A 24695-nucleotide genomic window follows, 5' to 3' on the forward strand; every position below is an offset into this window, starting at 1 on the left:
ACTCCCCCCCGTACCTGGAGCGCGTGCTGCGCGACGTGTGGGGCGCCGACCTGACCGTGGTCCGCCGCGAGCTCCCCCTGGCCGCCGTCAGGCGGCGCCGGCGCCGGTCAGGGCGCGGACCTCCAGCTCGGCGTAGCCGTCCTCGTCGGCCGGCTCGCGGTCCAGCAGGGTGCCCAGCCAGCCGGCCAGGAAGCCCAGCGGAATGGAGACCAGCCCCGGGTTCTCCAGCGGGAACCAGTGGAAGTCCATGGTGGGCAGCACCGAGGTCTTCGTCCCGGAGACGACCGGCGAGAACAGCACCAGCACCACCGCCGGCACCAGGCCGCCGTACACCGACCAGACCGCGCCCCTGGTGGAGAAGCGCTTCCAGAACAGCGAGTACAGCAGCGTCGGCAGGTTCGCCGAGGCGGCCACCGCGAACGCCAGGCCGACCAGGAAGGCCACGTTCAGGCGCTGCGCGAACAGGCTGAGCACGATCGCCAGTCCGCCGATCACCACGGCGGAGACCCGGGCCGCGACCACCTCCTCGCGCTCGGACACCGGCCGGCTGCCCTCCCGCCGCCACGCCCGGGCGTACAGGTCGTGGGCGAAGGCCGCGGAGGAGGCCAGCGTCAGCCCGGCGACCACCGCCAGGATGGTGGCGAACGCGATCGCCGAGATCACCGCGAACAGCAGCAGGCCCCAGGTCGAGCCGTCACCGCCGCCGAGGTCCAGCGCGAGCAGCGGAACGGCCGTGTTGCCGGCCGCGTTGGACGCCCGCAGGTCGTGCCCGCCGACCACCGCGCCGGCCCCGAGGCCCAGCACGATCGCCATCAGGTAGAAGGAGCCGATCAGTCCGATCGCCCACATCGTGGAGCGCCGGGCGGCCCGCGCGGTGGGCACCGTGTAGAACCGGCTGAGGATGTGCGGCAGGCCGCCGGTGCCCAGCACCAGCGCCAGGCCGAGGCTGACGAAGTCCAGCCGGTTGATGGTGCCGGAGCCGTAGTTGAGCCCGGGCCGCAGGTACTTCTCGCCCGCGCCGCTGCGCCGCGCGGCGGTCTCCATCAGCGCGCCCAGGTCGCCGTGGAACCGGGCCACCACCAGCACCGTGAGCAGCACCGAGCCGCCCACCAGCAGGAACGCCTTGACGATCTGGATCCAGGTGGTGGCGCGCATCCCGCCGACCGTCACGTAGACGATCATCAGTGCGCCGACCCCGATGATGGTCCACGCCTTGGCGGCCCCGCTGTCGGTGCCCAGCAGCAGCGCGACCAGGCTGCCCGCACCGACCATCTGCGCGATCAGGTACATCAGCGTGACGACCATGGACGACAGGCCGGCCGCGGCCCGCACCGGCCGCTGCCGCATCCGCAGCGCCAGCACGTCGGCCAGCGTGTACCGGCCGGCGTTGCGGACCAGCTCGGAGACCAGCATCAGCACGACCAGCCAGGCGACCAGGAAGCCGATGCTGTACAGCACGCCGTCGTACCCGTACAGCGCGATCAGCCCGGTCACGCCCAGGAAGGAGGCGGCCGACAGGTAGTCGCCGGACAGCGCGAAGCCGTTCTGCAGCGGGGAGAAGTCCCGGCCGCCGGCGAAGAAGTCCTCGGCGGCGTGGCCGCGGCGGCCGACCCAGACCGTGATGGTCAGCGTCACCGCGACGACGACGGCGAACAGGGCCACGGCCATGCCGTGGTTGGGGTGGTGAGCGGTCATCGCAGCTGGTCCTGGGTGTCCCAGCGCAGTTCGAGGGCGGCTCGATCGCGCTTGGTGCGGGCATTACGGGCGTAGAGCCAGGTGAGCAGGAAGGTCGAGGCGAACTGGCCGAGGCCGAGCGCCCAGGCCACGTTCAGCGGCCCGGCGATCCGGCGGCCCAGCAGGTCGGGCATGATCGCCTCGGCCGTCACGAACAGCAGGTACCAGGCCAGGAACCCGGCGCAGGCCGGGAACACGAAGGCGCGGTAGCCCCGCCGGATCTCCTGGAAGGCCTCGCTGTCCTGAACACTCCGGTAGACCGCTCCCCCCACCCGGTCCTCCGGTGGTTCCTCGTCCGCCTCCACGCTGCGCCGCGGCGCCACCACCCGTGGTTGGGGGGCGGCGGCCCCGGCCCACCAGTCGACTCTCTCCTGCTGCGCCACTGCCGACACCTCATCATTCCGGCCACTACGACCGAACCATGATGGAGCGTCACAAACCACACAAGGAAACCCGTGAAGATACGTTCAACCAAGCCCAGGAAAGGGCGGTACGTTCACCAACCGTCCGAAATTCCATGCTTGAAGGCGTATGCGACGGCTTGCGCGCGGTCCCGGACCGCCGTCTTCGCGAAAAGGTTGTTGATATGGGTTTTCACCGTTGCGGGGCTGACGAACAACCTCTCGGCGATCTCCGCGTTGGACAGTCCGGACGCGATCAACGACAGCACCTCGGCCTCCCGCTGGGTCAACCCGTCGGGCAGCGCCGCACGGCCGGGCCGGCCCGCCTCGGGCTTCGGGGCCGCCTCGGGCTTCGGGGCCGCCGCGGGCCGCGGTGCCGCTCCGGGCTGCGCCGGCCCGGTGCCGCCCGGTGCGCCCGACAGCCGCTCCAGCAGCCGCAGTTGGACCTGCGGGGAGAGCCCGGCCGCGCCCGAGCGGACGTCCGCCACCGCGCGGGCGATCTCCTCCGCGCCGGCGTCCTTGGTCAGGAAGCCGCGCGCCCCGGCCTGCAGCGCCGAGAACAGCGAGTCGTCGTCGGCGTACGTGGTGAGCACCACCACCTCGGTGCCGGGGTGCTCGGCGCGGACCCGCCGGGTGGCCTCCACCCCGTCGCAGCGCGGCATCCGCAGGTCCATCAGCACCACGTCGGGGGCGTGTTCGGCGACCAGCCGCAGCGCCTCCTCGCCGTCCGCCGCCGACCCGACCACCGTGATGCCCGGCAGCAGGCCGAGCAGCATCACGATGCCCTCGCGGACCACGGTCTGGTCGTCGGCGACCACCACCCGGATCGGCCCGCCCGTCGTCTCCGCACCCGTCACGCCGGCACCCGCAGCAGCACGCGCCACCCTCCGTCCTCGGGGCCCGCCAGCAGTTCGCCGCCGAGCAACTCAGCGCGTTCGCGCATCCCGAGCAGACCGTACCCGCTCCCGCTGTCGCCCAGCAGCGGGTCCGCACCGCGCGGCGCACCGGAGTTGCGCACCGTCAGCTCCACCGCGCCGTCCAGGTAGCCGAGCCGGACGTCCACCCGGCCGCCCGGCGCGTGCTTGCGGGCGTTGGTCAGCGCCTCCTGCGCGGTGCGGCGCACCGCCAGCCCGGCCTCCGCGGGCACCGGCCTGGGCACCCCGTCCACCGTCAGCTCCGCCCCGGACTGGGCGGCCAGCTCGGCCACGAACTCGGCGACCGGCGCGAACTCGCCGCGCAGCGCGGACAGCGCCTGCCGGGTCTCGGCCAGCCCGTCCTGCGCCATCCGCCGGGCGGCGACCACCCGTTCGCGCACCTCGGCCCGCTCGGCGCCGGCGTCCAGCATCAGCCGGGCCGCCTCCAGGTGCACCAGCTGCGCGGACAGGCTGTGCGCCAGCACGTCGTGGATCTCCCGGGCGATCCTGGCCCGTTCGGCCAGCGCCGCCGACTCCGCCCGCGCCACCTGCGCGGCCCGCTCCTGGGCCAGCAGCGCACGCTGCGCCGAGCGGGCCTGGCCGTCCAGCCGCAGCAGGTAGCCGAGCAGCCCGAGACCACCCGCGACGGCCAGCATCACCAGCACCGAGTCGCCCGAGCCCAGGCTGTAACCGCCCAGCGCCGCAGCGGCGGTGAACAGCCCGAAGGCCAGCGGCAGCCGGATCACCGCGAGCACCGCGAGGCCGCACCAGATCACCGACGCCAGGGTCTTCGCCCCGCCCTCCTGGGCCAGCGCGCCGACCGTCACCAGGCCGGCGGCGCAGGCCAGCGCGGGCCACAGCCGCTGCGCCCGGCAGGCGAAGTACCAGCCGGTGAACAGCGCGGCGGCGGCGACGATCCAGCCGACCGGGGGCAGCACCCGCCAGCCCGTGTAGTGCTGCTCGGTGAAGGTGCCGAACACCACGGCGGTCAGACCCGCGAACCGGCCGAAGAACGACAGCACCGTCCTGGCCCGTGAGTGGCGCTCCCGGATCGGGACGTCTCCGGCCGGCCAGCGGGTCCAGCGTTCCAGGGTGCTCACCGGATGATCCTCTCTCAATGCCGGTGCCGCCGACACCCGTTGGGGGGTCGGCGGCACGGGGGGTTTGTCAGGCGGCCAGGGTGTGCTTGTGCTGGTCGTCCAGGTGGCGGGCCCGCCAGGCGACGGTCACCGAGCGGACCAGCAGCAGCAGGCCGAGCGACAGCATCAGCACGCTGGTGGACTGGTGGACGTGCAGCGCGGCGCCGACGCCGTACCAGCCGATCCGGATCAGGATCGCGCCGACCCAGGCGAACACGGTGGCGGTGGAGCCCTTGGTCCACAGCCCGCCCTCCTGGTCGCGCCAGATCCGCATGGTCCAGCCCCAGGCACAGCCCATGCCCAGCGTGGTGACCAGCGAGCCGCCCACGATCAGCGCGGCGGCGAGCTTGTGGTCCGGGTCGATCAGCACCGGGTCGCGCAGCGCCACGGCGGCGAGGATCAGCGGCAGCAGCCAGAACCGGCGCTCGGTGTCCAGCCGGCGGGCCTGCAGTTGCCGGCCCACCACCAGGACGATCACGGCGACGGCGATCAGGACGTTGGACAGGGCGGTCATTTCCGGTGCCTCCTGGGCGGGTTCTTCTCGACACCGCAAACGCTACGGAGAACGGCCCGCCGGATCCTCGGAGCCGGGGTGGAACCGCAGACGGAAAGGGCTCTCCACCCGTGGGTGGAGAGCCCTTGCGCGCGGCTTGCTCAGGCGTCGATGCGCGAGCGGTCCAGGGTGGCCGCCGAGTCCACGATGAACTCCCGCCGCGGCGCGACGTCGTTGCCCATCAGCAGGTCGAAGGTCTTCTCCGCGGACTCCAGGTCGCCCAGGTTGATCCGGCGCAGGATCCGGTGCCGCGGGTCCATGGTGGTCTCCGCCAGCTGGTCGGCGTCCATCTCGCCGAGGCCCTTGTAGCGCTGGATCGGGTCCTTCCAGCGCAGCCCCTTGCCCTGGAACTGCAGCAGGGTGCGCCGCAGTTCGGCGTCCGAGTAGGTGTAGTGGTACTTCTCCTGGCCGCGCTTGGGGTTGGTCAGCTCGATCCGGTGCAGCGGCGGCACCGCGGCGAACACCCGGCCCTGCTCGACCATCGGCCGCATGTAGCGGTGGAACAGCGTGAGCAGCAGGGTGCGGATGTGCGAGCCGTCGACGTCGGCGTCGGCCATGAAGATGACCTTGCCGTAGCGGGCCTGGTCGATGTCGAAGGTGCGGCCGGAGCCTGCTCCTATGACCTGGATGATCGCCGCGCACTCGGCGTTCTTGAGCATGTCGCTCACCGAGGCCTTCTGGACGTTCAGGATCTTGCCGCGGATCGGCAGCAGCGCCTGGAACTCGGAGTTGCGGGCCAGCTTGGCGGTGCCCAGCGCCGAGTCGCCCTCGACGATGAACAGTTCGCTGCGGTCCACGTCGTCGCTGCGGCAGTCGGCCAGCTTGGCGGGCAGCGAGGAGGTCTCCAGCGCGGTCTTCCGGCGCTGGGTCTCCTTGTGCTGCCGGGCCGCGACCCGGGTGCGGGCGGCGGCCGCGACCTTCTCCAGCACGGCCCGCGCCTGGAGCTTCTCGTCCTTCTTGGCGGAGGTGAGGAAGGCCTTCAACTCCTTGGCCACCACGGCCGCCACGATCCGGTTGGCCGCCGAGGTGCCCAGCACCTCCTTGGTCTGCCCCTCGAACTGCGGCTCGGCGAGCCGGACGGTGACCACCGCGGTCAGGCCCTCCAGCGCGTCGTCCTTGGTGATGTCGTCCTCGGCGACCCGCAGCAACTTGGCGGCCCGCAGCGCCTCGTTGACGGTCTTGGCGAGCTGCCGCTCGAAGCCGTTGACGTGGGTGCCGCCCTTGGGGGTGGAGATGATGTTGACGAAGGAGCGCAGCGTGGTGTCGTAACCGGCGCCCCAGCGCAGCGCGATGTCCACCCCGAGCTCGCGGGTGACCTCGGTGGGGGTCATGTGCCCGAGCTCGTCGAGCACCGGGACGGTCTCCTTGAAGGTGCCCTCGCCGCGCAGCCGCAGCACGTCGGAGACCGGGCGGTCGGGGGCGAGGAACTCGCAGAACTCGCTGATGCCGCCGTCGAATCGGAAGGTCTCCTCCTGGACCTGCTCGCTCTCCGTCAGCCGCTCGTCACGCACCACGATGGTCAGGCCGGGCACCAGGAAGGCGGTCTGCCGGGCCCGGGCGTGCAGCAGCTCCAGCGAGAGCTTGGCGTCCTTGAGGAAGATCTGCCGGTCCGCCCAGAAGCGCGTCCGGGTGCCGGTGCGGGTCTTGGCGAACCTGCCCTTCTTGGCCATGCCGCTGCCGGGCGTGAACGCCGCGTCCGGGCCGTCCCCGTCGAAGCTGCCGGGGGTGCCGCGCCGGAAGCTGATCGAGTGGGTGGCGCCGTCGCGGTCCACCTCCATGTCGAGCCGGGCGGACAGCGCGTTCACCACCGAGGCGCCGACGCCGTGCAGACCGCCGGAGGCCGCGTACGAGCCGCCGCCGAACTTGCCGCCCGCGTGCAGCTTGGTCATCACCACCTCGACGCCGGACAGGCCGGTCTTGGGCTCCACGTCCACCGGAATGCCGCGGCCGTTGTCCCGCACCTCGACCGAGCCGTCCTGGCGCAGCAGCACGTCGATCCGGTCGCAGAACCCGCCGAGGGCCTCGTCCACCGAGTTGTCGATGATCTCCCACAGGCAGTGCATCAGGCCGCGACTGTCCGTCGACCCGATGTACATGCCCGGCCGCTTCCGGACCGCCTCAAGACCTTCGAGGACGAGCAGATGCCGCGCGGTGTAGTCGGACCCGCCCTCACCGGTCACCAGAGAGGACGGGACGGTCTTTTCTCCACTCACGCTCTGCACTCCTCCATGATGTTGACGGACACCCCGCATGCTCTCAGCAACTGAGACTTCGGCCGCCGAGGCCCGCACGCCTTGTACGCGCTGCGCGAACACGACTCCCACCGCGGACGCGGCCCTCACCCTGCCATCTCCTGCCGACACCACAGGTCCTGGCGGACCGGGGCGGCCGGAGAGGGCGGCGGAGCTGCTGTGATGCGGTCAAACGGGGTCCGGGACGGGGCTTATGCTCCAACCCAGCGGAGGATTATGCTACGCGGACCTCGCACCCCGGCCCGATCGGGCGTTCGAGGTGATTGGCGGACCATCGGAATCGGTACGCATGAACCACCGGTGCCCGGGGCACGCCCTTCATCAACGAGACAGCAGAATCCTCAAAGAGAAAAGCCACGAGCGGGAACGAATTCGACCTGGTTGGATGTTGATCCTGGTACACAGCTCGTCGAGCTAGAGAAGAGGCGACGTGACTACTGTTCTGACCCCTGCGAGCCCGCTCACCGCGGCAGACCGCTGCGACCGTTGCGGCGCTCAGGCCTACCTGCGCGTCGTCCTTTCCAGCGGCGGAGAGCTGCTGTTCTGCGCCCACCACGGGCGTAAGTTCGAGCCCGAGCTCAAGAAGATCGCCGTGGAGATACACGACGAGAGCGAGCGCCTCTCCGGCACCTCGGCGACGGCGTCCGAGGGCGAGCGCTGACGCTCCCGCTCTCCCGAGCTGCCTGAACGGCCGGGCGGCCTCCCTCCGGGGCAGGCCGCCCGGCCGTGGCGTTCGCCCGGCCGCCACAGCTCGTGCCGGGCATGTCACAGCGCGTTCTGGACGGACTCCGCGACCGCCGAGATCCGGGTGTACACCCCCGGGTGCTCGGCCTCCGCGCAGCCGGCCCCCCAGGACACCAGGCCGGCCAGCCGCCCGCCCACCACCAGCGGCCCGCCGCTGTCGCCCTGGCAGGCGTCCTTGCCGCCGCGCTGCTCCCCCGCGCACACCATGCTGCGCGCGTCGTAGGCGCTGTCCCGCCCGCCCGGGTAGGCGTCGGCGCAGACCGCGTCCGGGACGATCGGCACCGTCACCTGCCGCAGCGTGTTCGAGTAGCTGCCGTTGCCCCGGGTGTCCCCCCAGCCGAACACCGTCGCCGGGGTGCCCGCCGCGTACGGCCGGCTCTCACCCGGGCCCACCAGCTCCAGCAGCTGCCGGTCGTTCTGCGGCTCGGCCAGCGTGAGCACCGCCACGTCCCGCGAGTTCGCGGCGAAGTTGTAGGCGGGCTCGATCCACACCCGGTCGACCGCCACCTCCCGCCCCGCGGTGCCCCGCAGGTCGTCCCGCCCGACGATCACCCGCAGCCCCGGCCGCTGGGTCGGCCGGCCGGTGGTCTCGTCGTAGAAGCAGTGCGCGGCCGTCACCACCTTGGTCGGCGTCACCAGCGCGCCGCCGCAGAACTGCCCGGAGCGGGCCGAGCCGAACTGCGAACGGCTGGCCAGCGCCACCATCCACGGATGGTCGCCGGTGCTGGCGCTCGTCCCCCCGACGATCCGCCGCTGCGCGGAGGCCGGGGCGGCCGCAGTCAGCGCGACCAGCGGAACGGGCAGGGCCGCCGCGGCGACGAGCGCGACCGCCCGGCGGCGGCGCCGGGGCGCGGGCGGTTCCAGGACGGGCACCGGTCCTCCAGGGGTTCGGCATGCAGACGGGATGCACGGGGCGAAGAGCGACAACCTGCCCAGCGTAGTCACGCACTCACCCAGCGTTCGATGTCCGCACGCCCAAACCACCCCATCGGGGGACCCCCGGACATGCGAACGGGCCCCTCCGCCGGTGGCGGAGGGGCCCGTCCAGATGGCTCTGACCGACGGAGGATCAGTCCAGGTAGTCGCGCAGCACCTGGGAACGCGACGGGTGGCGCAGCTTCGACATGGTCTTCGACTCGATCTGGCGGATGCGCTCACGCGTCACGCCGTAGACCTTGCCGATCTCGTCCAGCGTCTTCGGCTGACCGTCGGTCAGACCGAAGCGCATCGAGACCACGCCCGCCTCGCGCTCGGAGAGGGTGTCCAGCACCGAGTGCAGCTGCTCCTGGAGCAGGGTGAAGGAGACCGCGTCGGCCGGGACGACCGCCTCGGAGTCCTCGATCAGGTCACCGAACTCGCTGTCGCCGTCCTCGCCGAGCGGGGTGTGCAGCGAGATCGGCTCGCGGCCGTACTTCTGGACCTCGATGACCTTCTCCGGGGTCATGTCGAGTTCCTTGGCCAGCTCCTCCGGGGTGGGCTCGCGGCCCAGGTCCTGGAGCATCTGGCGCTGCACGCGGGCGAGCTTGTTGATGACCTCGACCATGTGCACCGGAATGCGGATGGTGCGGGCCTGGTCGGCCATGGCGCGGGTGATCGCCTGCCGGATCCACCAGGTCGCGTAGGTGGAGAACTTGTAGCCCTTGGTGTAGTCGAACTTCTCGACCGCGCGGATCAGACCGAGGTTGCCCTCCTGGATCAGGTCCAGGAACAGCATGCCGCGGCCGGTGTAGCGCTTGGCCAGCGAGACCACCAGGCGGAGGTTGGCCTCCAGCAGGTGGTTCTTGGCGCGGCGGCCGTCCTCGGCGATGATCTCCAGCTCGCGCTTGAGCTTCGGGGCGAGCTTGTCGGCCTGGCTCAGCTTGTCCTCGGCGAACAGGCCGGCCTCGATCCGCTTGGCGAGCTCGACCTCCTGCTCGGCGTTGAGCAGCGGGACCTTGCCGATCTGCTTCAGGTAGTCCTTGACCGGGTCGGCGGTGGCGCCGGCCACGGCGACCTGCTGGGCCGGAGCGTCGTCCTCGTCGTCGTCGGAGAGCACGAAGCCCTGGTCCGACTCCTCCTCGGGACCCTCCTCCTTGCCGTCGCCGGGCAGGGCCACGTCCTCGAGGAGCTCCTCCTCGCCGATCATGTCCTCGTCGCCCTTGGCGCCGGCCTTGCCGGCCGCGGCGGTCTTCTTGGCGGCGGTCTTCTTCGCGGGAGCGGCGGCCTTCTTGGCCACCGCCTTCTTCGCCGGGGCAGCCTTCTTGGCGACCGAGCGGGCCTCGGCGAGACCGATGGTCTCGACGACGGTGACCTCACTGGTCGTCACGGCGGCGGCCACGGCCACCGACGGGGACACGGTCGCGTTGGGGGCGATCCGCACCGGGGGCTTGGTCTGGGCGACCGGCGTGCGGGTGGTGACCGCCTTGGTCGCGGTGCGCTTGGTGGCGCTCTTGGCCGCAACGCTCTTGCGCTTGGCGCCGGCCGGCTCGGCCGCGCTGACCATGAGCTCCACCCCCTCCTCAATCAGCACCTGGTTGAGGCTGCGCATGACGTTCTTCCACTTGGTGACCGGGATCTGGTCCGCCTCGAACGCGTGGCGCACGTCGTCACCGGCGATCTGCCCCTGGGCCTTGCCCCGCTCGATGAGCGCCAGCAGTGCCGCGGACTCGGCGATCTCGGGGGGAAGCGAACGGGATGTGCTGGCCGACACGAACAACCTCTCGGACGATGAGTGGACGATCCCGCCACCGACCGCCCGAGTTGCTCGGGTGGGTGGACGGTGACCGGGGTCTGCAGGACGGCAGCAGCGCCGCGCACCAACACAGCCATCTGGCTTGTGGTGGTATTCCGGAGCTGCTTCCGCTCCGTACACATCGCTGCCGCCACTCAAGTGTTACGCATGCCCGTCGTGGCGCCCGTCACACCACCCGGCGGCCGGTACGGGCTGCCCCGGGCGGCCTATCGGCGAGCGCCCCGCCGAGGCCCTCCCTCCCCGCCCCGGCCCGTTCGCGCCACGGCCTGCGGCTCTGCGGCGGCGATGCGGTGGGGTGCGGTGCGGTGTGGCGCGGACAACGGTGTGGGACGCGACACGCCGATGGCCCCCCGGCTGCGGGTGGAGCAGCAGAAGGGCCATCCGTTCCGGGACGGGCGGGGCCGGAATCGACCGGACTCGACCGGACCGCTCAGTGCTCGCGCGGGGCCGGCACGGCGTGCTCGACGTCCGGGTGGACGGTCAGCAGCGCGCGGACGGCGGCCTCGGCGGCGGTGCCGTCGCCGGCACCGAGCGCGTCGACCAGCCGGGTGTGCAGGCCGACCGCCGACTCCGACGGGCGCTCGCAGGTGGTGCCGGCGCCGCCGGACACCTGGAGCGCGCCGGCCACGATCCCGGACAGGTGCTCCAGCATCCGGTTCCCCGCCATCTGCAGCACCAGGCCGTGCAGCTCGGCGTCGGCCCGGGCGTAGCTGACCAGGTCGCCCTGGCCGCCGGCCTGGTTCATGATCTCGGTCAGCTCGACCAGCCGGTGCTGGACGTCCTCCCGGCCGTGGCCGGCGGCGAGACGGGCGGCCAGCGGCTCGATCGCCCAGCGCAGCTCGAACAGCTCCCGGCGCTGCTCGTCGCGCTGCGGCCCGAACGCGCGCCACTCGATGATGTCGGGGTCCAGCAGGTTCCAGTCGCTGACCGGGCGGACCCGGGTGCCGACGTTCGGCCGGGCGGAGACCAGGCCCTTGGCCTCCAGCACCCGGAGCGACTCCCGCACCACGGTGCGGGAGACCTCGAAGCGCTGGCCGATCTCCTCCGGCACCAGCGGGCGGTCGGCGCCCAGGTCGCCGGAGACGATCATCTGGCCGAGCTGCTGGACCAGCTGGCCGTGCAGTCCGCGGCCGCGGCTGCTGGTGGTCTTCCGACCGGCCCGGGCGAGTTCGTGCTCGGCCCCCTCCCAGCGGGGAGCGGGCGGCATCGGGCGGTCGGCGTACGGGAAACGGTCCAGCTCGGAGGCGGAGATCGACTCGGCCTGGCGAGCGGCGGTCACGGTGGGGTGCGCAAGGGTACTCACGCCATCCTTTGTCGGCGATCGGCGGGACCGTCTTGAGCATTCTCCTGAAAAGCACACGAAAGGGTGATCGACCGTGTCTGGATAATTGACTTCTTATCAGGAGGAAATGCCCATATCGGTCATCCGGGCTCGAATTCGGCTGACGCTCCGTCCTGCGTTTCCGCCCTCCGTTTCGGAGGGCGTTCCGGAACCGCGTCTCGCCGTACCGTCCGCGGGCCCGCTCTCCCGACCGGCCGTCAGTTCCGCTCTGGCGGGCGGGCCCCGGACGGTACAGCGGAGGGCGTCATTACAGGGTCCGGCGGCGGAGCTGGACCAGCAGCACGGCCAGCACCAGCACGGCGGCCGGGGCGAGCAGGGCCGCGACCACCACTCCGTCCAGCGCCGCCGCCGCCCGGTCGGCCGTGTCGCGCACCAGGTTCAGGGCGTACTGGAAGGGCAGCAACTCCCTTACCCAGAGCGGCCAGTCACGGCCGAAGCGGTGCAGCAGCAGACCGGCGGTGGGCTCCAGCAGGGCGGGGGTCGCACAGGTCAGCAGCACGCCCACGACGGCGCTGCGCACCAGCGCCGCCAGCAGCAGACCGGCCCAGCCGCCGGCCGCCGTCAGCGCCAGGTACGCGGGAAGCACCCGGCCGATCCCGCCCGCCGCGAACGGCCCCGCCGCCGGGGCGGGCGCCAGGCCCGGAAGCGCCGTCAGCTCCGCCGCGCGCGGAGCGGCGAACACCGTCGAGGCGTCCACCGAGGCGGGCAGTGCGAACCGGAGCACCGCGGCGTTCACCGCGAGCGTCAGCACCGCCAGCAGGACCGCCACCGCGCCGACCGCCACCGACTTCGCGGTCAACGCGCCGTACCGGCGGACCAGGTTGACCCGGGACGCGGCCAGGCCCGGCCAGCGCATCTCGTTGCTGTACACCAGCGCGCCGAGCACCGCCGCCGCCAGCGCGGTCAGCGGGAGCGGCAGCCACGGGACCACCCCCGTCATCGCACGCACCGCGCCCGGCACCGCCAACTCCCCTGCCGGGAACCGCCGGGCCGACACCGCCGCCAGCGCCGCGTTCACCAGCAGCGCCGCCGCGACCACCACCCACGTGGAGCGCACCCCGCGCAGCCGACGCACCTCACAAGCCACCAACCGCACGGTCTCACTCACTCCCGTTCTCGTCGCCGACAGCGCGCCTGCGCACCGCACTCGCCCCGCTCTCCCGCGCCTGCGCCCGCTCCGCCGAACGCAACTCCGTTGCGTGGACGGGCCGGAGACGCACCTGCGCGTGGCCCTGCTCCCGGGCGTGCTCCGGGTCTTGCCCCGGGGCCTGCGCCGGTCCGGGGGGCGGGGCGGGCGAGTGGCCGACTCCCGTGATCCGGGCGGGAGTCAGCAGCTCCGCGTCGGTCGGATTGGCCGCCAGCTGCTCGGCGTCGAGCGCCATCGGACCGGCGGCGACGGGGGTTGGCGCGGGCGCGGTGAGTTCGAGCGCGGTGGGCTCCGCCGCGGCGGACGCGGGTACGGGCTCGCCGTGGTGAACCGGGTGGCCGGCGGCGAAGTCCCGCTCGACGTACGACCGGCGGAGCGCGGAGGAACCGCGGGCCGTCCGCCGGGTGAGGTCGACGGCGGGTGCCTCGACCGCGGACGCCGGGACCGCCGGAACGGGGAGGGTCGGCGGAGCGGGCGGGGCCGCCGGAACGGGGTGGGGCGACGGGTCGGGCCGGGCCGACGGGTCGGGTGCGAGGGCGGCGGCGGCCCAGCGGCCGGCCTGGAGGCCACGGTGGTCGAGGGCGCGGCGCTCCGGGGCCCGCTGCTCGGGGGCGCGGTGCTCGGGGGCCTGCTCGACTGTCTGCCCGGCGGTGTGCTCGTCGTCGGGGCCGGTGGCCGGGCGGCCGACGAGGGCGGGCCTCGGGGCAGCGGGGGCGACCGCGGGGGTGGCCTGGGGCTGCGCGCCGACGGCCCGGCTGCCGGTCTTCTGGCGGGCTGTCCGGATCACCACCTGGCCGGAGTGGCCCGATCCGCCGGGCAGTGCGGCCGGGAACGAGATCGGGCGCTGCACCACCCGGTCGGCCAGCTCGTGCAGCAGGACGCCGTGGCGGTAGGCGAGTTCACCGATCTCGGTGCGGCCGATGCCGCTCACCGCGAGACCGACGCCGCTCTCCCGTCGGACCTGCGCGCCCTGGGCGACCAACAGGTCGGCCAGGCGGGCCATCTGCGGGCCCCGGACCAGGACTTCGGGGTGCAGCCGGGTGCGGTGGAACTCCACCACCGGCTGGTCGGCGGCCAGCCGGCCCGCGTCCAGGGTGACCACCCGGTCGGCGAGCCCGGCGGCCTCCTCCGGGCTGCGGGTGGACATCAGCACGGTGCCGCCCGTCAGCGCGAACGACCGCAGGAAGCCGTGCAGCCACTCCTCGCTGCGTGGGGACAGGCCCTCGGCCGGGGCGTCCAGCAGCAGCGTCGCCGGGTCGCCGAGCAGCGCGGCGGCCAGTGCGAGTCGGCGGTGCATCCCCGGCGAGAAGGTGCCGATCCGGTGCCCGGCGACGGGGGCGAGGCGGACCTGCTCCAGCAGGTCGTCGGCCCGCCGCGCCGGGACGCCGACCGCCCGCGCCAGCATCCGCAGGTGCGACCGGGCCCGCTGACCGGGGTGCCCGGCCTCCGGCCTGCCGACGGGGAGCAGCACGCCGATCTCGCGCTCCGGACGCCGGATCCGCCGGTAGGTCCGACCGTCGAACAGGGCGATCCCGTGGCCGCGTTCGAGCCCCACCATCAACCGGAACGCGGTGGACTTGCCCGCCCCCTCGTCCCCCAGCAGCGCGGTGATCATCCCTGGACGGGCATCGAAGGTCAGGTCCAGCACCGCCGGGGGCCGGCCCCTCCGATACGTCTTGGTCAGTCCGGTGATCTGGATCATCGCCGCCCGCTCCCTCGCCCGCCGACAGACCGGCGTTCGTCCGCCAGGCCTGAGCCTGCACAGTAGGACGCGGAAGCGTTGAAACCAGGCATTCCGGATCGATCGTGGACGGTGTTAGGGCCGAGCTCACCCGAACAGGGGACAGCGCTCGCACGTCACTGACGCGTTCCTCACGAACCGTCACCCTCCTGATGCCACAAGGGAACCGGCCCGTCGCACCCGCCCGACGCCAGCGCCTCGCCGGCCGCGGGCACCGCCCGCCCGGGTTGCGGACTCAGGCCTCGGGGCGCAGCATCGGCGGGTTGAGCACCGTCGCACCGCCGGCGGTGAACAGCTGGGCGGGACGGCCGCCCTGGCGGGTCGTCGTGCCGCCGGAGGGCAGCAGGAAGCCGGGGGTGCCGGTGACCTTGCGGTGAAAGTTCCGCGGGTCCAGCACCACGCCCCACACTGCCTCGTACACCCGGCGCAGCTCGCCGACGGTGAACTCCGGCGGGCAGAAGGCGGTCGCCAGCGAGGAGTACTCGATCTTCGACCTGGCCCGCTCCACGCCGTCCGCGAGGATCTGCCCGTGGTCGAAGGCCAGCAGCTCGCCGTCGTTCCGGTCCGCACCGAACAGTTCGCTGACCGGCGCCCACCGGGCGCTGCTCGCGTCACCACCGGCACGCGGCGAGGGCAGGTCGGGGGCGAGCACCAGGTACGCGACGCTCACCACGCGCATCCGCGGGTCGCGCTGCGGGTGCCCGTAGGTGGCCAGCTGCTCCAGGTGTGCCCCGAACGGGTTCTGCCCCGCCAGCACCTGCCCCGGCGCGGACTGTGCCCGCAGCCCGGTCTCCTCCGCCAACTCCCGCGACGCCGCCTCGGCCAGCCCTTCGTCCGGCCGCACGAACCCGCCGGGCAGCGCCCAGTAGCCCTGGAACGGCGCCTCGCCGCGCTTCACCAGCAGGGCGCACAGCTCATGGTCGCGCACCGTCAGCACCACCAGGTCAACCGTGACTGCGAACGGGGGGAAGGCCGACGGGTCATAGCGCGACATGCCGCCGATCTTAGTCGTCTCTCTGACGATAATCACAGACCACGTCTCTGTTCCCGCCTCCTTCTCTCCCCTCGGGGAGCCCGCTTTCTGCCATCCGGACTGCCTGCTTCCCGTCTCGCTGACCGCCCGCCGACGGTCAGCCTGCGGTCAGCCGGCGGTCAGCTGGCGGCCAGTTGCAGGAACGACGGCGCCTCCTCCACCACCGCGACACCGATCCGGCTGACCCGGACGGAGAACGGTTCCCCTGCCACCCGCAGGCCGGTCAGCTCCAGTGCTCCCAGGGGCGCGGTGCTCGCGGGCCGGGTGGCCACTCGCCCTGACGGGACGTCGGGCCGGACGCCCGCCAGCGAGAGCACCAGGTGGACGGCGGCGGCGGCCGACACGGCGGCCGGGCGGCAGGCCGCCTGGTGCGGCACCGGTGGGCAGTCGGCGACCTTCTGCTCGCCCGCGTACATCTCCGGCAGCCGGTACTCGAAGTGTGCGGATGCCTCCAGCAGGCCTTCCAGCAGGATCTCGGCCTCCCGCTCGAAACCGGCGTCCACCAGGCCGCTCACCGCGAGCGCGGTCTCCTGCACCCGCACCACGCCGCTGCGGTGGCCCAGCGGGTTGAACCGCGGAGACTTCGCGCTCAACGTCCGCAGGCCCCACCCGCAGTCGAGTTCGGGAGCCACCAGCCGATGGGCGAGCAGCCTTGCCTGTTCCCGGTCGAGTAGGCCCTCGTGCAACTCGCCCTCGGCGGCCAGGCCGACGTCGAAGAGGTGGACCACGGTGGAGGCGAGAGCCGGCACCGGCCGGTCGGACGCCAGCAGGGCCGCCGCCGGGCGGCCGCCGGACAGGTCGTCGATCCAGAACTGCTCGCGGAACCGTTCCCTCAACTCGGCTGCCCAGGCCCGCCATTCCGTCGCTCCGGGACGGTCGAACGCCTCCAGCAGGTCCGCCCCCTGGAGCGCCGCCCGGTGCGCCTGCGCCTGGACTTCGCACCTGGCCGGCCCCGGTCGCACGGCGCGCTCCTCCGCCGAGCGGCCGAGGTCGGTGACGAACCCGACCGGCCCGTCCGGTCCGTCCGCCACCGCGGCACGCAGCGCGCCCAGGGCGCGCTCCGCGGCCGGCAACAGCTCGGCGACCTCCGCCCGGGGCATGCCCCAACGCCAGGCCTCCGCCAGCACGGTGACGAACAGCAGGGTCGCCTCCGTGGCCGTGCAGCTCGCGGGCAGCTCGGGACCACCGTGCCGCAGCGGCCCCGGGACCACGCCGTCCAGCGCCTGCGCCGCCGACCCTCCCTCGACACCGGCGGCGGGCGGGGTGGCCGTGCCGTGGGCCGGGGTGGTCTGCGCCGCCGGAGTGCCGCCGGCGGCACCTGCCCCCGATGGACTTCCGGCCGCTGCCGGGCCGGCCGCCGCCGGACTCGACGTGCCGTCGGCGGTGCCGCTCTCGGACGGCCGCGCGGCACCGGCCGGTTGCTGGGGTGCGAGGTGCTGGCGGCGGGCCGTCGCGCGGAGCGTTCCGGCCGCGAGCCGGGTACCGAGCGGCAGCGTCATCCGGGCCGCCCAGAGCGCGTCCGCGGCGGTGAGTCCGAACCGCCAGGGCGCGCCGGAGGCGGTGTAGAGGTCGGTCGGCCGGTCCGCGTCCGCGAGCAGCAGCCCGCTCAACGTGTCCAGAGCGCGGCCGACCAGGCGGGCGGCGCGACGGTCGTCGGCCCGGACCTCCGGCTCGGACCACGGCAGCGGCACACCCGGACCGCGCCCCGTCGGCGGACGACCGGTCGACGGAGCCTCCAGTTCGACGCGCAGGTCCACGGACCAGCGGGCCCCGGGCTGAATCTCCAAGTCCCACCGGAGGACGCCCGCGCCGGCCAGCACCGCGTGCGGCGAGGGACGGGCGCTGACGGTGGCCGCGCGGCCCTGCCCGACCCAGCGGAGCCCCGCGGACTGGACCTGGCCCGGCAGGTCGGCCGAGCGCCGACCCGCCGCGATGTCGTTGAGCTGCCCCAGGTCGGTGCCCAGGGCGATCTCCAGCGGGAGGCGGGCCGGTCGGGCTCCGGTGTTCCGGACAGTCACCGTCTCCGCGCCGTCCGCGTGCCGCAGCCGTTCGACTGTCAGCGCCGGATCCGGGTCGAGATCGCCCGGCACCCGAACCGACCCCAGGAAGCGTGCCGCCGCCGCCGACGTCAGGATGCCCTGGAGCGGCAGCGGCTCCATGCCGCCGAGGCGCAGCTCCATCCTGGCCAGGGCCCGCACTCCGTGGCGGAAGAAGCCGTGCAGGTTCTGCCCCCGGAGCTGGCCGTCCGGGCCGGAGACCGCCATGCCCGGGGCGTTGACGCACAGGACGTCGTGCACCGCCGAGGGCTGCGGCCGCGGCACCGCCGCCGGGCCCGGCTGGCGCCCCACTGCCGGAGCGGCCGCACCGGCCACCTGCTCCGACCGTGCGTTCACCCCACCGGGCGGCGCCCCGAGCGGAGCCGATCCGTAGTCGGCGCGCGGCGCCCCGCCGCGCCCCGCAGCCGTCGTCCCTGGGCCCGTCACACCCGGGGCCGGCACGCCGGGCCCCGGCCGGGTCGCGGTGCCGTAGGGCGGGGTCGCGGTGCCATAGGGCGGAGTGGCCGTGCCGTACGACGGGGTCGCTCCTGGCGCGTACGGCGTGGGCGTGGTGAGCGTGCCGTAGGGCGGGGTGGTGCCCGGCGCGGGCGCGACCGGTGTCCCGTACGGCGGGGTGGCACCCGGCAGGGGCGCGACGGGCGTCCCGTACGGCGGGGTGGTGAGCGGGGCCCCGGGCTGCTGGGCGGTGCCGACGAGCGGCGTGCCGTAGGCGGGCGGTGCGGGTGTCTGGGGCCCGGCGGCTCGGGTGTCGGGACCTGCCGGGGCTGCCCCTGGCGTGCCGGTGGGCGGCGGGGCGCCGATGGGTGTGCCGAACGGGGGCGTGGTCTGACGGGGGTTCGGTGGGCCGACCAGGTGAGTAGGGCCGGGGGGAGCCGGTGTGCCGGCCGGTGCCGGTGTGCCGGCCGGCGCGGGCGGGTTGATGGGTGGCAGCGGTTGGGCCGCTGCTTGGGTTGGCCTTGACTCGGTCACCAGGCTCTCCTCCCCTCGACCGGCCGACGGCTGCGGGACCGGTCGGCCGCGAGCGTGCTCGATCGCGGACTGTGCTGCTCTGCCGCCGGGACGCGCGGCTCTGACCTGGGCGGAACCGGATCGCTGGTACTCCGCCCCGGCCGGGATGGTGTCCCGGCCCGGGCGCCCGGAACACCCGAGGCCCGGTCGCACCGGGTCGAGCGACACGTGGCCGGTGCCCGACACGGTCGCCCTGGCCACCACTGGCCCGGCAGTGCCGGTTCGGGTAGCGGCGTTCCGCAGGTTGAACGCCGTACACCTGCCCCAGGTCACGCCTGTCCGGCGGACCTCCGGTCGAACGCGGCCCCGCGCCGTCGCTCGTTCGGCGGTCTGCGGCCGGCACTCGGGGTGCCCGCTGTGTCGTGGCGCCGTTCGGGGTTCTCCGCAGGTGGCGGACGCCCCCCGGCGGCTCCTGTCCGCCGTCAGGATACGGTGCGAGCACGACGACGGAACCATTGGTGATCTTGGTGACCGGCGCCGCGACCAGCCTGTGACCAGCTCACTCCTAGGAGTTGCATGTCCTCCTTCCGCATCCCCGGGATCGTCGCCAAGGACCACGTCTTCCGGGTGCCGCTGGACCACGGCGCTCCGAACGGCGAGGCGATCAAGGTCTACGCCCGCGAGGTGGTGGCCGCCGGACGCGAGCACGACGACCTTCCGTGGCTGCTGTTCCTGCAGGGCGGACCGGGCGGCAAGGCCAACCGGCCGCTGGGCCGGGACGGCTGGCTGGACCGGGCGCTCGACGACCACCGGGTGCTGCTGCTCGACCAGCGCGGCACCGGCCGATCCACCCCTGCCAATCGGCAGACCCTGGCCCGCCGTGGCGACGCCCGCCGGCAGGCCGACTACCTGGCGCACTTCCGTGCCGACTCGATCGTCCGGGACGCCGAACTGATCCGCCGCCAGCTGCTGGGCGAGGACGGCCGGTGGAGCCTGCTCGGGCAGAGCTTCGGCGGCTTCTGCACCCTCACCTACCTCTCGGTGGCCCCGGAGGGCCTGCGCGAGGCGTTCGTCACCGGCGGGCTGGCGGGTCTTCGCCGCTCGGCGGACGAGGTCTACCGTGCGGCGTACCCGCGCGTGGCCCGCAAGAACGCCGGGCACTACGCGCGCTTCCCCCAGGACGTGGCGGCAGTACGGCGAATCGCGGCGCACCTGATCGAACAGCCCGCGACCCTGCCGGACGGCGGCCTGCTCACCGTCCAGGCCTTCCAGGCGCTGGGCATGATGCTGGGCAGTGGCAACGGCTCCTTCGTTCTGCACTACCTGTTGGAAGAGGCCTGGGTGGAGGGGCCGGACGGACCGGAACTCTCCGACGCGTTCCTGGCCGGGGCACAGACGCACCTGTCCTTCGCCCACGGGCCGCTGTACGCCGTGCTGCACGAGTCGATCTACGGACAGCGCTCGGTCGATGCCGGGGCCACCGACTGGTCGGCGGAGCGGGTGCGCAAGGAGTTTCCCGAGTTCGACGCCGCCGCGGCGCTGGCCGGGGACGGGCCGGTGCTGCTCACCGGCGAGATGATCTACCCCTGGATGTTCGAGACCGACCCGTCGCTGCGCCCGCTGCGCGAGACGGCGCAGCTGCTGGCGGAGCGCGCCGACTGGCCCGACCTGTACGACCCGCAGCGCCTGGCTACGAACCAGGTACCGGTGTACGCGGCGGTGTACCACGACGACATGTACGTGGACACGGCGCACTCCTTGGAGACCGCGGACGCGGTGGCCGGAGTGCGGACGTGGGTCACCAACGAGTGGGAGCACGACGGGGTCCGGGTGAGCGGCCGCCGGGTGCTGGACCGCCTGATGGGGATGGCTCGCGGCGAGATCTAGGCGCTCGGCGCTCGGGCGGGGGATGGACGCACGCATGTCAGCCTCCGAGGGACTGCTGGTGTCGGGACGCCCTGATGCGGAGCCCGGGAATGCGCGCCGACGCCCCCGACTGGCACGAGCGGCGCTCACGGACGCGGCGACGGGCGGCGGCTGACGCGGCGTCGGAACAGGCGGCCGGGCGGCCGCCGGCTGGGCTGCCGTCCTCGCCGGGCTCGGATCCGCCCGGCGAGGATTCGGAGCACACCCGACCGGGCCCGGGCTCGCGCTTCGCGTCTTCGGGGGCGGGCAGCGGTTCGCCGCATGCCCGTGCCTGGGCTCCGGACGGGGCGGCGGGCGTCCGCGAGGGGCTGCCGGGCCGTTCGGACCCCGTCGGGGCGTCGGACGGCGGGAGTTCGGGACGCTGGTCGCGACCTGCCGCGCGCAGGCGGGTGGAGCGTTCGCTCCGGACCACCCGGAGCAGCGCCTCGGGGGCGATGCCGGCGTTCAGCGATTCGTAGAGGAGCTGGGCCAAGGTGTAACCCGGATCGAGCTCCAGAGCCCTGGCCAGCACGATCCGTGCGGTGGCGGGGTCGCCGGCCAGCCAGGACGTCCAGGCGAGCAGCGTCATCGGCGGGGCGGCGAGGTGTTCGAATGGGTCGACGCAGCGCTGGATGAGGTAGCGCCACAGCTTCTGGGCGGTGGCGAGTTCGTGCGGTTCGGCGTACTCGGCGGCGCGATCGCGGCCGAGTTTGTCCTGCAGGCCGATCAGGAGTCGGGCCGTCCGCCTGGTGTCGAGCTCCCCGGCACCGGTGCGGAACTCGGCCATCGCGCTGGCCAGCAGCTCCTCGGTGCGATCGACCGACGCATGGCGGCCGTCGGGGCCGGCCAGCTCCCGGATGAAGGGCGGCCCGGCGTCCTCCAGCGCGCGGCGCTGCACCTCGCAGAGCGGCGGGCCCACCGGGGCCAGGCCAGCCACGATCGCCTTGCGGCTGCCCCGTGGGGCGAGGCCCGCGAAGGTGGCCGCGGCGGCGAGTGGACTGGGCTGGTGAGCGGCGCGGACCGGCGTGCCGTCCGGCGGACAGCAGTCGACTCCGGAGCACAGGAAGGACCACCAGTGGCCGTCGGAAACACACAGCGACTCCTTGACGATCACGTGCTGGTCCTGGAAGGCCTGGGCGAGTGCGGCCGCCAGCGGGCGCAACTGCGCCAGTACGGCCCGCCCGCCCTCGGACACGGGCGTGCCGTCGGCGGGATCCCGGCACAGGTACAGCAGGACCTGGACGGGACGGCGGTCGCGCTGCTCGGACAGCTCGATCAGCAGCCGGGCGGATTCTTCGGCGGTGCGCTCCCAGTGATCCGGATCCGCCGGAATGTCGATTCGGATCACCCCGCCCTGATCGAGCGCGGGGCCCTGCAGGCCCACCGCGACGATGCTGTCGTCGGGGAAGAAGCCCAGCAGGTACGGGAGCATCTCCGCCATGTCGGCGGGGCCGCGCAGCCGGACCGGGAGGTGGCCGGGGCGCGGAGAGGGCTTGGTGGTGCGGTCGTCTGCGGTCATGGCGCAAAGCGTGGACCCGATTCGGCCGCCGCTGCGGATATTTCGCTCAGCCTGTGGATAAACCGGGGGGTTCAGCATCAGCTCCCCCTAATGGCGGACAATTCCGGGCCGAACAGTGGCCTCTGGCGTCATATCGCCTGATAAAAGCCAGGTTGTCCACAGGGAGCCATTCGCGGTCCGTCCGTGAAGCACGGTATCCATGACCTCATGCAGACGCGCGATCTCCATCCGACCACCCCAGCCGACCGCGAAGCCGTCCGGGCCGCCGCGGAAGCCGTGCTGCACAACCTCGCCGGCCCGACCGCGAAGCTGCGCGAGGACCAGTGGAAGGCCATCGAGGCGCTGGTGGTGGACAGTCGCCGTGCCCTGGTGGTGCAGCGCACCGGGTGGGGCAAGTCCGCCGTCTACTTCATCGCCACGGCGCTGCTCCGCCAACGCGGCGCCGGCCCGACGGTGATCGTCTCGCCCCTGCTGGCGCTGATGCGCAATCAGGTCGAGTCGGCCGCCCGGGCGGGCATCCACGCCCGGACGATCAACTCGGCCAACCCGGAGGAGTGGGAGGAGATCCAGCAGGAGGTCGCCGACAGCCGGGTCGATGTCCTGCTGGTCAGCCCGGAGCGGCTCAACAACCCCGACTTCCGTGATCACGTGCTGCCCAAGCTCGCCGCCTCCACCGGCCTGCTGGTGGTGGACGAGGCGCACTGCATCTCCGACTGGGGCCACGACTTCCGGCCCGACTACCGACGGCTGCGCACCATGCTCGCCGAGCTCTCCCCCGGCGTCCCGGTGCTGGCCACCACGGCGACCGCGAACGCCCGGGTGACCGCGGACGTCGCGGAACAGCTCGGCACCGGCGTCGGTGACGCGCAGGCGCTGGTGCTGCGCGGCCCGCTGGACCGGGAGAGTCTCAGCCTCTCGGTGCTCTCGCTGCCCGACCCGGCGCACCGCCTGGCCTGGCTCGCCGACCACCTGGCCGACCTCCCCGGCTCCGGCATCATCTACACCCTGACGGTCGCCGCCACCGAGGAGGTCACCGAGTTCCTGCGCGAGCGCGGCTACCCCGTCGCCTCCTACTCCGGCCGCACGGAGGACGCCGAGCGCCGCGAAGCCGAGGCGGCGCTGCTGGCCAACCGGGTCAAGGCCCTGGTCGCCACCTCCGCACTCGGCATGGGCTTCGACAAGCCGGATCTCGGTTTCGTGGTCCACCTCGGCTCGCCGAGCTCCCCGATCGCCTACTACCAGCAGGTCGGCCGCGCCGGCCGCGGCGTCGACCGCGCCGAGGTGCTGCTGCTCCCGGGCCGGGAGGACGAGGCGATCTGGCGCTACTTCGCCTCGATCGGCTTCCCCGCCGAGGAGCAGGTCCGCCGCACCCTGTCCGCGCTGGCCGAGGCCGGTCGACCGCTGTCCACCGCGGCACTGGAGACCTCCGTCGACCTCCGCCGCTCCCGACTGGAAATCATGCTCAAGGTGCTCGACGTGGACGGCGCGGTCCGCCGGGTGCGTGGCGGCTGGGAGTCCACCGGCCAGCCGTGGCGGTACGACGGCGAGCGGTACGCCAAGGTCGCCCGGGCCCGCGCCGCCGAGCAGCAAGCGATGCGCGAGTACGTCGCGACCGAGGGCTGCCGGATGGAGTTCCTGCGCCGCCAGCTCGACGACCCGGAGGCGACCCCGTGCGGGCGCTGTGACCGCTGCACCCACGCCCGGCGCTCCACCGAGGTGTCCGCCGAAGCCACCGGCGCGGCCCGCGCCGCCCTCGGCCGCCCCGGAGTCTCCTTCGAGACCAGGCGGATGTGGCCGACCGGCATGGAGTCCCTGGGCATCCCACTGCGCGGGCGCATCCCGGCCACCCAGCAGGCCGAGCCGGGGCGCGCCCTGGGTCGGCTGTCCGACATCGGCTGGGGCACCCGGCTGCGCACCCTGCTCGACGAGCGCGCCCCGGACGGCCCACTGCCGCGCGAGGTACTGGACGCCGTGGTCGGCGTGGTCGCGGACTGGGCGCGCGGTCCGGGCGGCTGGGCCGGGCCGGAAGGGCCGGACGGCACCCGGTTGGAGCGCCCGATCGGCGTGGTCGCCCTGGAGTCCTCCACCCGACCGCAGTTGGTGTCCGACCTCGCCGGCGGCCTCGCCTCGATCGGCCGGATGCCGCTGCTCGGTCGCGTCTCGTACGCCACCGGCGAGCCCCCGCACGGGCCGCGCAGCAACAGCGCCCAGCGGCTGCGCTCGGTGTTCGGAGCCCTCACGCTCTCCCCGGGTCTGGCCGACACACTGGCCGCGACTCCCGGGCCGGTCCTGCTGGTCGACGACCTGGTGGACTCCGGCTGGACGCTGACCGTCGCGACCCACCTGCTCCGCCAGGCCGGCGCCACGGCAGTGCTGCCACTCGTGCTGGCCGTCCGGGGGTGAGGGCGATTCCGTCGAGCTCATTAGCAGGCCTGGCGGACGGGCGCACCCTGGCGCCAGGCCCCGTTCACCCGACGGTTTCCAGCCGTCCGCACCACGCTCACCGGGCAGTCAGCCGAATGGCCCTGTCGAGAG

At 73.5% G+C, this 24695-nt stretch carries 17 protein-coding genes; 3 read left to right on the top strand and 14 right to left on the bottom strand.

The annotated features are described in order from the left end of the window. Positions 1-87: 87 nt before the first annotated feature. The 6 genes from ACWEMJ_RS16540 to ACWEMJ_RS16565 all read right to left on the bottom strand — a co-directional run bounded on the left by ACWEMJ_RS16540 (position 88) and on the right by ACWEMJ_RS16565 (position 6993). Positions 88-1695, bottom strand: coding sequence for a solute symporter family protein (locus ACWEMJ_RS16540; RefSeq protein ID WP_452137749.1), 1608 nt, complete (start codon positions 1693-1695; stop codon positions 88-90). Next, the gene (locus ACWEMJ_RS16545; RefSeq protein WP_452137750.1) at positions 1692-2117 is read right to left on the bottom strand and encodes a DUF485 domain-containing protein; all 426 of its coding nucleotides are present in this window, start codon (positions 2115-2117) and stop codon (positions 1692-1694) included. Before ACWEMJ_RS16545 ends, ACWEMJ_RS16540 begins: the two co-directional genes overlap by 4 nt. A gap of 113 nt (positions 2118-2230) precedes the next feature. Further along, complete coding sequence (locus tag ACWEMJ_RS16550) at positions 2231-2911, bottom strand: response regulator (RefSeq protein WP_452137791.1); 681 nt, start codon at positions 2909-2911, stop codon at positions 2231-2233. 77 nt (positions 2912-2988) lie between these two features. Beyond that, the gene (locus tag ACWEMJ_RS16555; protein ID WP_452137751.1) at positions 2989-4149 is read right to left on the bottom strand and encodes a sensor histidine kinase; all 1161 of its coding nucleotides are present in this window, start codon (positions 4147-4149) and stop codon (positions 2989-2991) included. 67 nt (positions 4150-4216) lie between these two features. Further along, positions 4217-4702 carry a DUF1453 domain-containing protein gene (locus ACWEMJ_RS16560; protein WP_452137752.1) on the bottom strand — a complete coding sequence of 162 codons (486 nt, stop codon included), beginning with the start codon at positions 4700-4702 and terminating at the stop codon, positions 4217-4219. Between the two features lie 140 nt (positions 4703-4842). Continuing rightward, a complete protein-coding gene (locus tag ACWEMJ_RS16565; protein ID WP_452137792.1) occupies positions 4843-6993 on the bottom strand; it encodes a DNA gyrase/topoisomerase IV subunit B in 2151 nt (716 codons plus the stop codon). A gap of 430 nt (positions 6994-7423) precedes the next feature. Between ACWEMJ_RS16565 and ACWEMJ_RS16570 the strand changes: the two genes are divergently transcribed. Next, positions 7424-7654, top strand: coding sequence for a DUF7455 domain-containing protein (locus ACWEMJ_RS16570; RefSeq protein ID WP_452137753.1), 231 nt, complete (start codon positions 7424-7426; stop codon positions 7652-7654). 104 nt (positions 7655-7758) lie between these two features. Here the strand turns inward: ACWEMJ_RS16570 and ACWEMJ_RS16575 are convergent, their stop codons facing one another. The 7 genes from ACWEMJ_RS16575 to ACWEMJ_RS16605 form a co-directional block, all read right to left on the bottom strand. After that, the gene (locus ACWEMJ_RS16575; protein WP_452137754.1) at positions 7759-8610 is read right to left on the bottom strand and encodes a S1 family peptidase; all 852 of its coding nucleotides are present in this window, start codon (positions 8608-8610) and stop codon (positions 7759-7761) included. Positions 8611-8806: 196 nt separating this feature from the next. Beyond that, positions 8807-10432 carry an RNA polymerase sigma factor gene (locus ACWEMJ_RS16580; RefSeq protein ID WP_452137755.1) on the bottom strand — a complete coding sequence of 542 codons (1626 nt, stop codon included), beginning with the start codon at positions 10430-10432 and terminating at the stop codon, positions 8807-8809. Positions 10433-10898: 466 nt separating this feature from the next. Continuing rightward, positions 10899-11771: a FadR/GntR family transcriptional regulator gene (locus ACWEMJ_RS16585; protein ID WP_452137756.1), complete on the bottom strand. Its 873-nt coding sequence runs from the start codon at positions 11769-11771 to the stop codon at positions 10899-10901. Between the two features lie 286 nt (positions 11772-12057). After that, positions 12058-12897, bottom strand: coding sequence for a hypothetical protein (locus tag ACWEMJ_RS16590; protein ID WP_452137757.1), 840 nt, complete (start codon positions 12895-12897; stop codon positions 12058-12060). 13 nt (positions 12898-12910) lie between these two features. Then, positions 12911-14659, bottom strand: a complete 1749-nt coding sequence (locus ACWEMJ_RS16595; RefSeq protein ID WP_452137758.1) for an ATP-binding cassette domain-containing protein — start codon at positions 14657-14659, stop codon at positions 12911-12913. 274 nt (positions 14660-14933) lie between these two features. Then, complete coding sequence (locus ACWEMJ_RS16600; protein WP_402506210.1) at positions 14934-15692, bottom strand: NUDIX hydrolase; 759 nt, start codon at positions 15690-15692, stop codon at positions 14934-14936. A 158-nt stretch (positions 15693-15850) separates the two neighbouring features. Next, entirely contained in the window at positions 15851-18079 is a 2229-nt protein-coding gene (locus ACWEMJ_RS16605) for a glycogen debranching N-terminal domain-containing protein (protein WP_452137759.1), read from the bottom strand. A 1233-nt stretch (positions 18080-19312) separates the two neighbouring features. Here ACWEMJ_RS16605 and ACWEMJ_RS16610 point away from each other — a divergent pair. Then, positions 19313-20623, top strand: coding sequence for an alpha/beta fold hydrolase (locus tag ACWEMJ_RS16610; RefSeq protein WP_452137760.1), 1311 nt, complete (start codon positions 19313-19315; stop codon positions 20621-20623). Between the two features lie 37 nt (positions 20624-20660). Here the strand turns inward: ACWEMJ_RS16610 and ACWEMJ_RS16615 are convergent, their stop codons facing one another. Next, a complete protein-coding gene (locus tag ACWEMJ_RS16615) occupies positions 20661-22160 on the bottom strand; it encodes a DUF4192 domain-containing protein (RefSeq protein ID WP_452137761.1) in 1500 nt (499 codons plus the stop codon). Positions 22161-22367: 207 nt separating this feature from the next. On the opposite strand from ACWEMJ_RS16615, the gene ACWEMJ_RS16620 reads away from it, so the two are divergent. After that, positions 22368-24563, top strand: coding sequence for a RecQ family ATP-dependent DNA helicase (locus tag ACWEMJ_RS16620; RefSeq protein ID WP_452137762.1), 2196 nt, complete (start codon positions 22368-22370; stop codon positions 24561-24563). The last annotated feature ends 132 nt before the right edge of the window (positions 24564-24695 follow it).

Source organism: Kitasatospora sp. NPDC004531 (assembly GCF_053602195.1).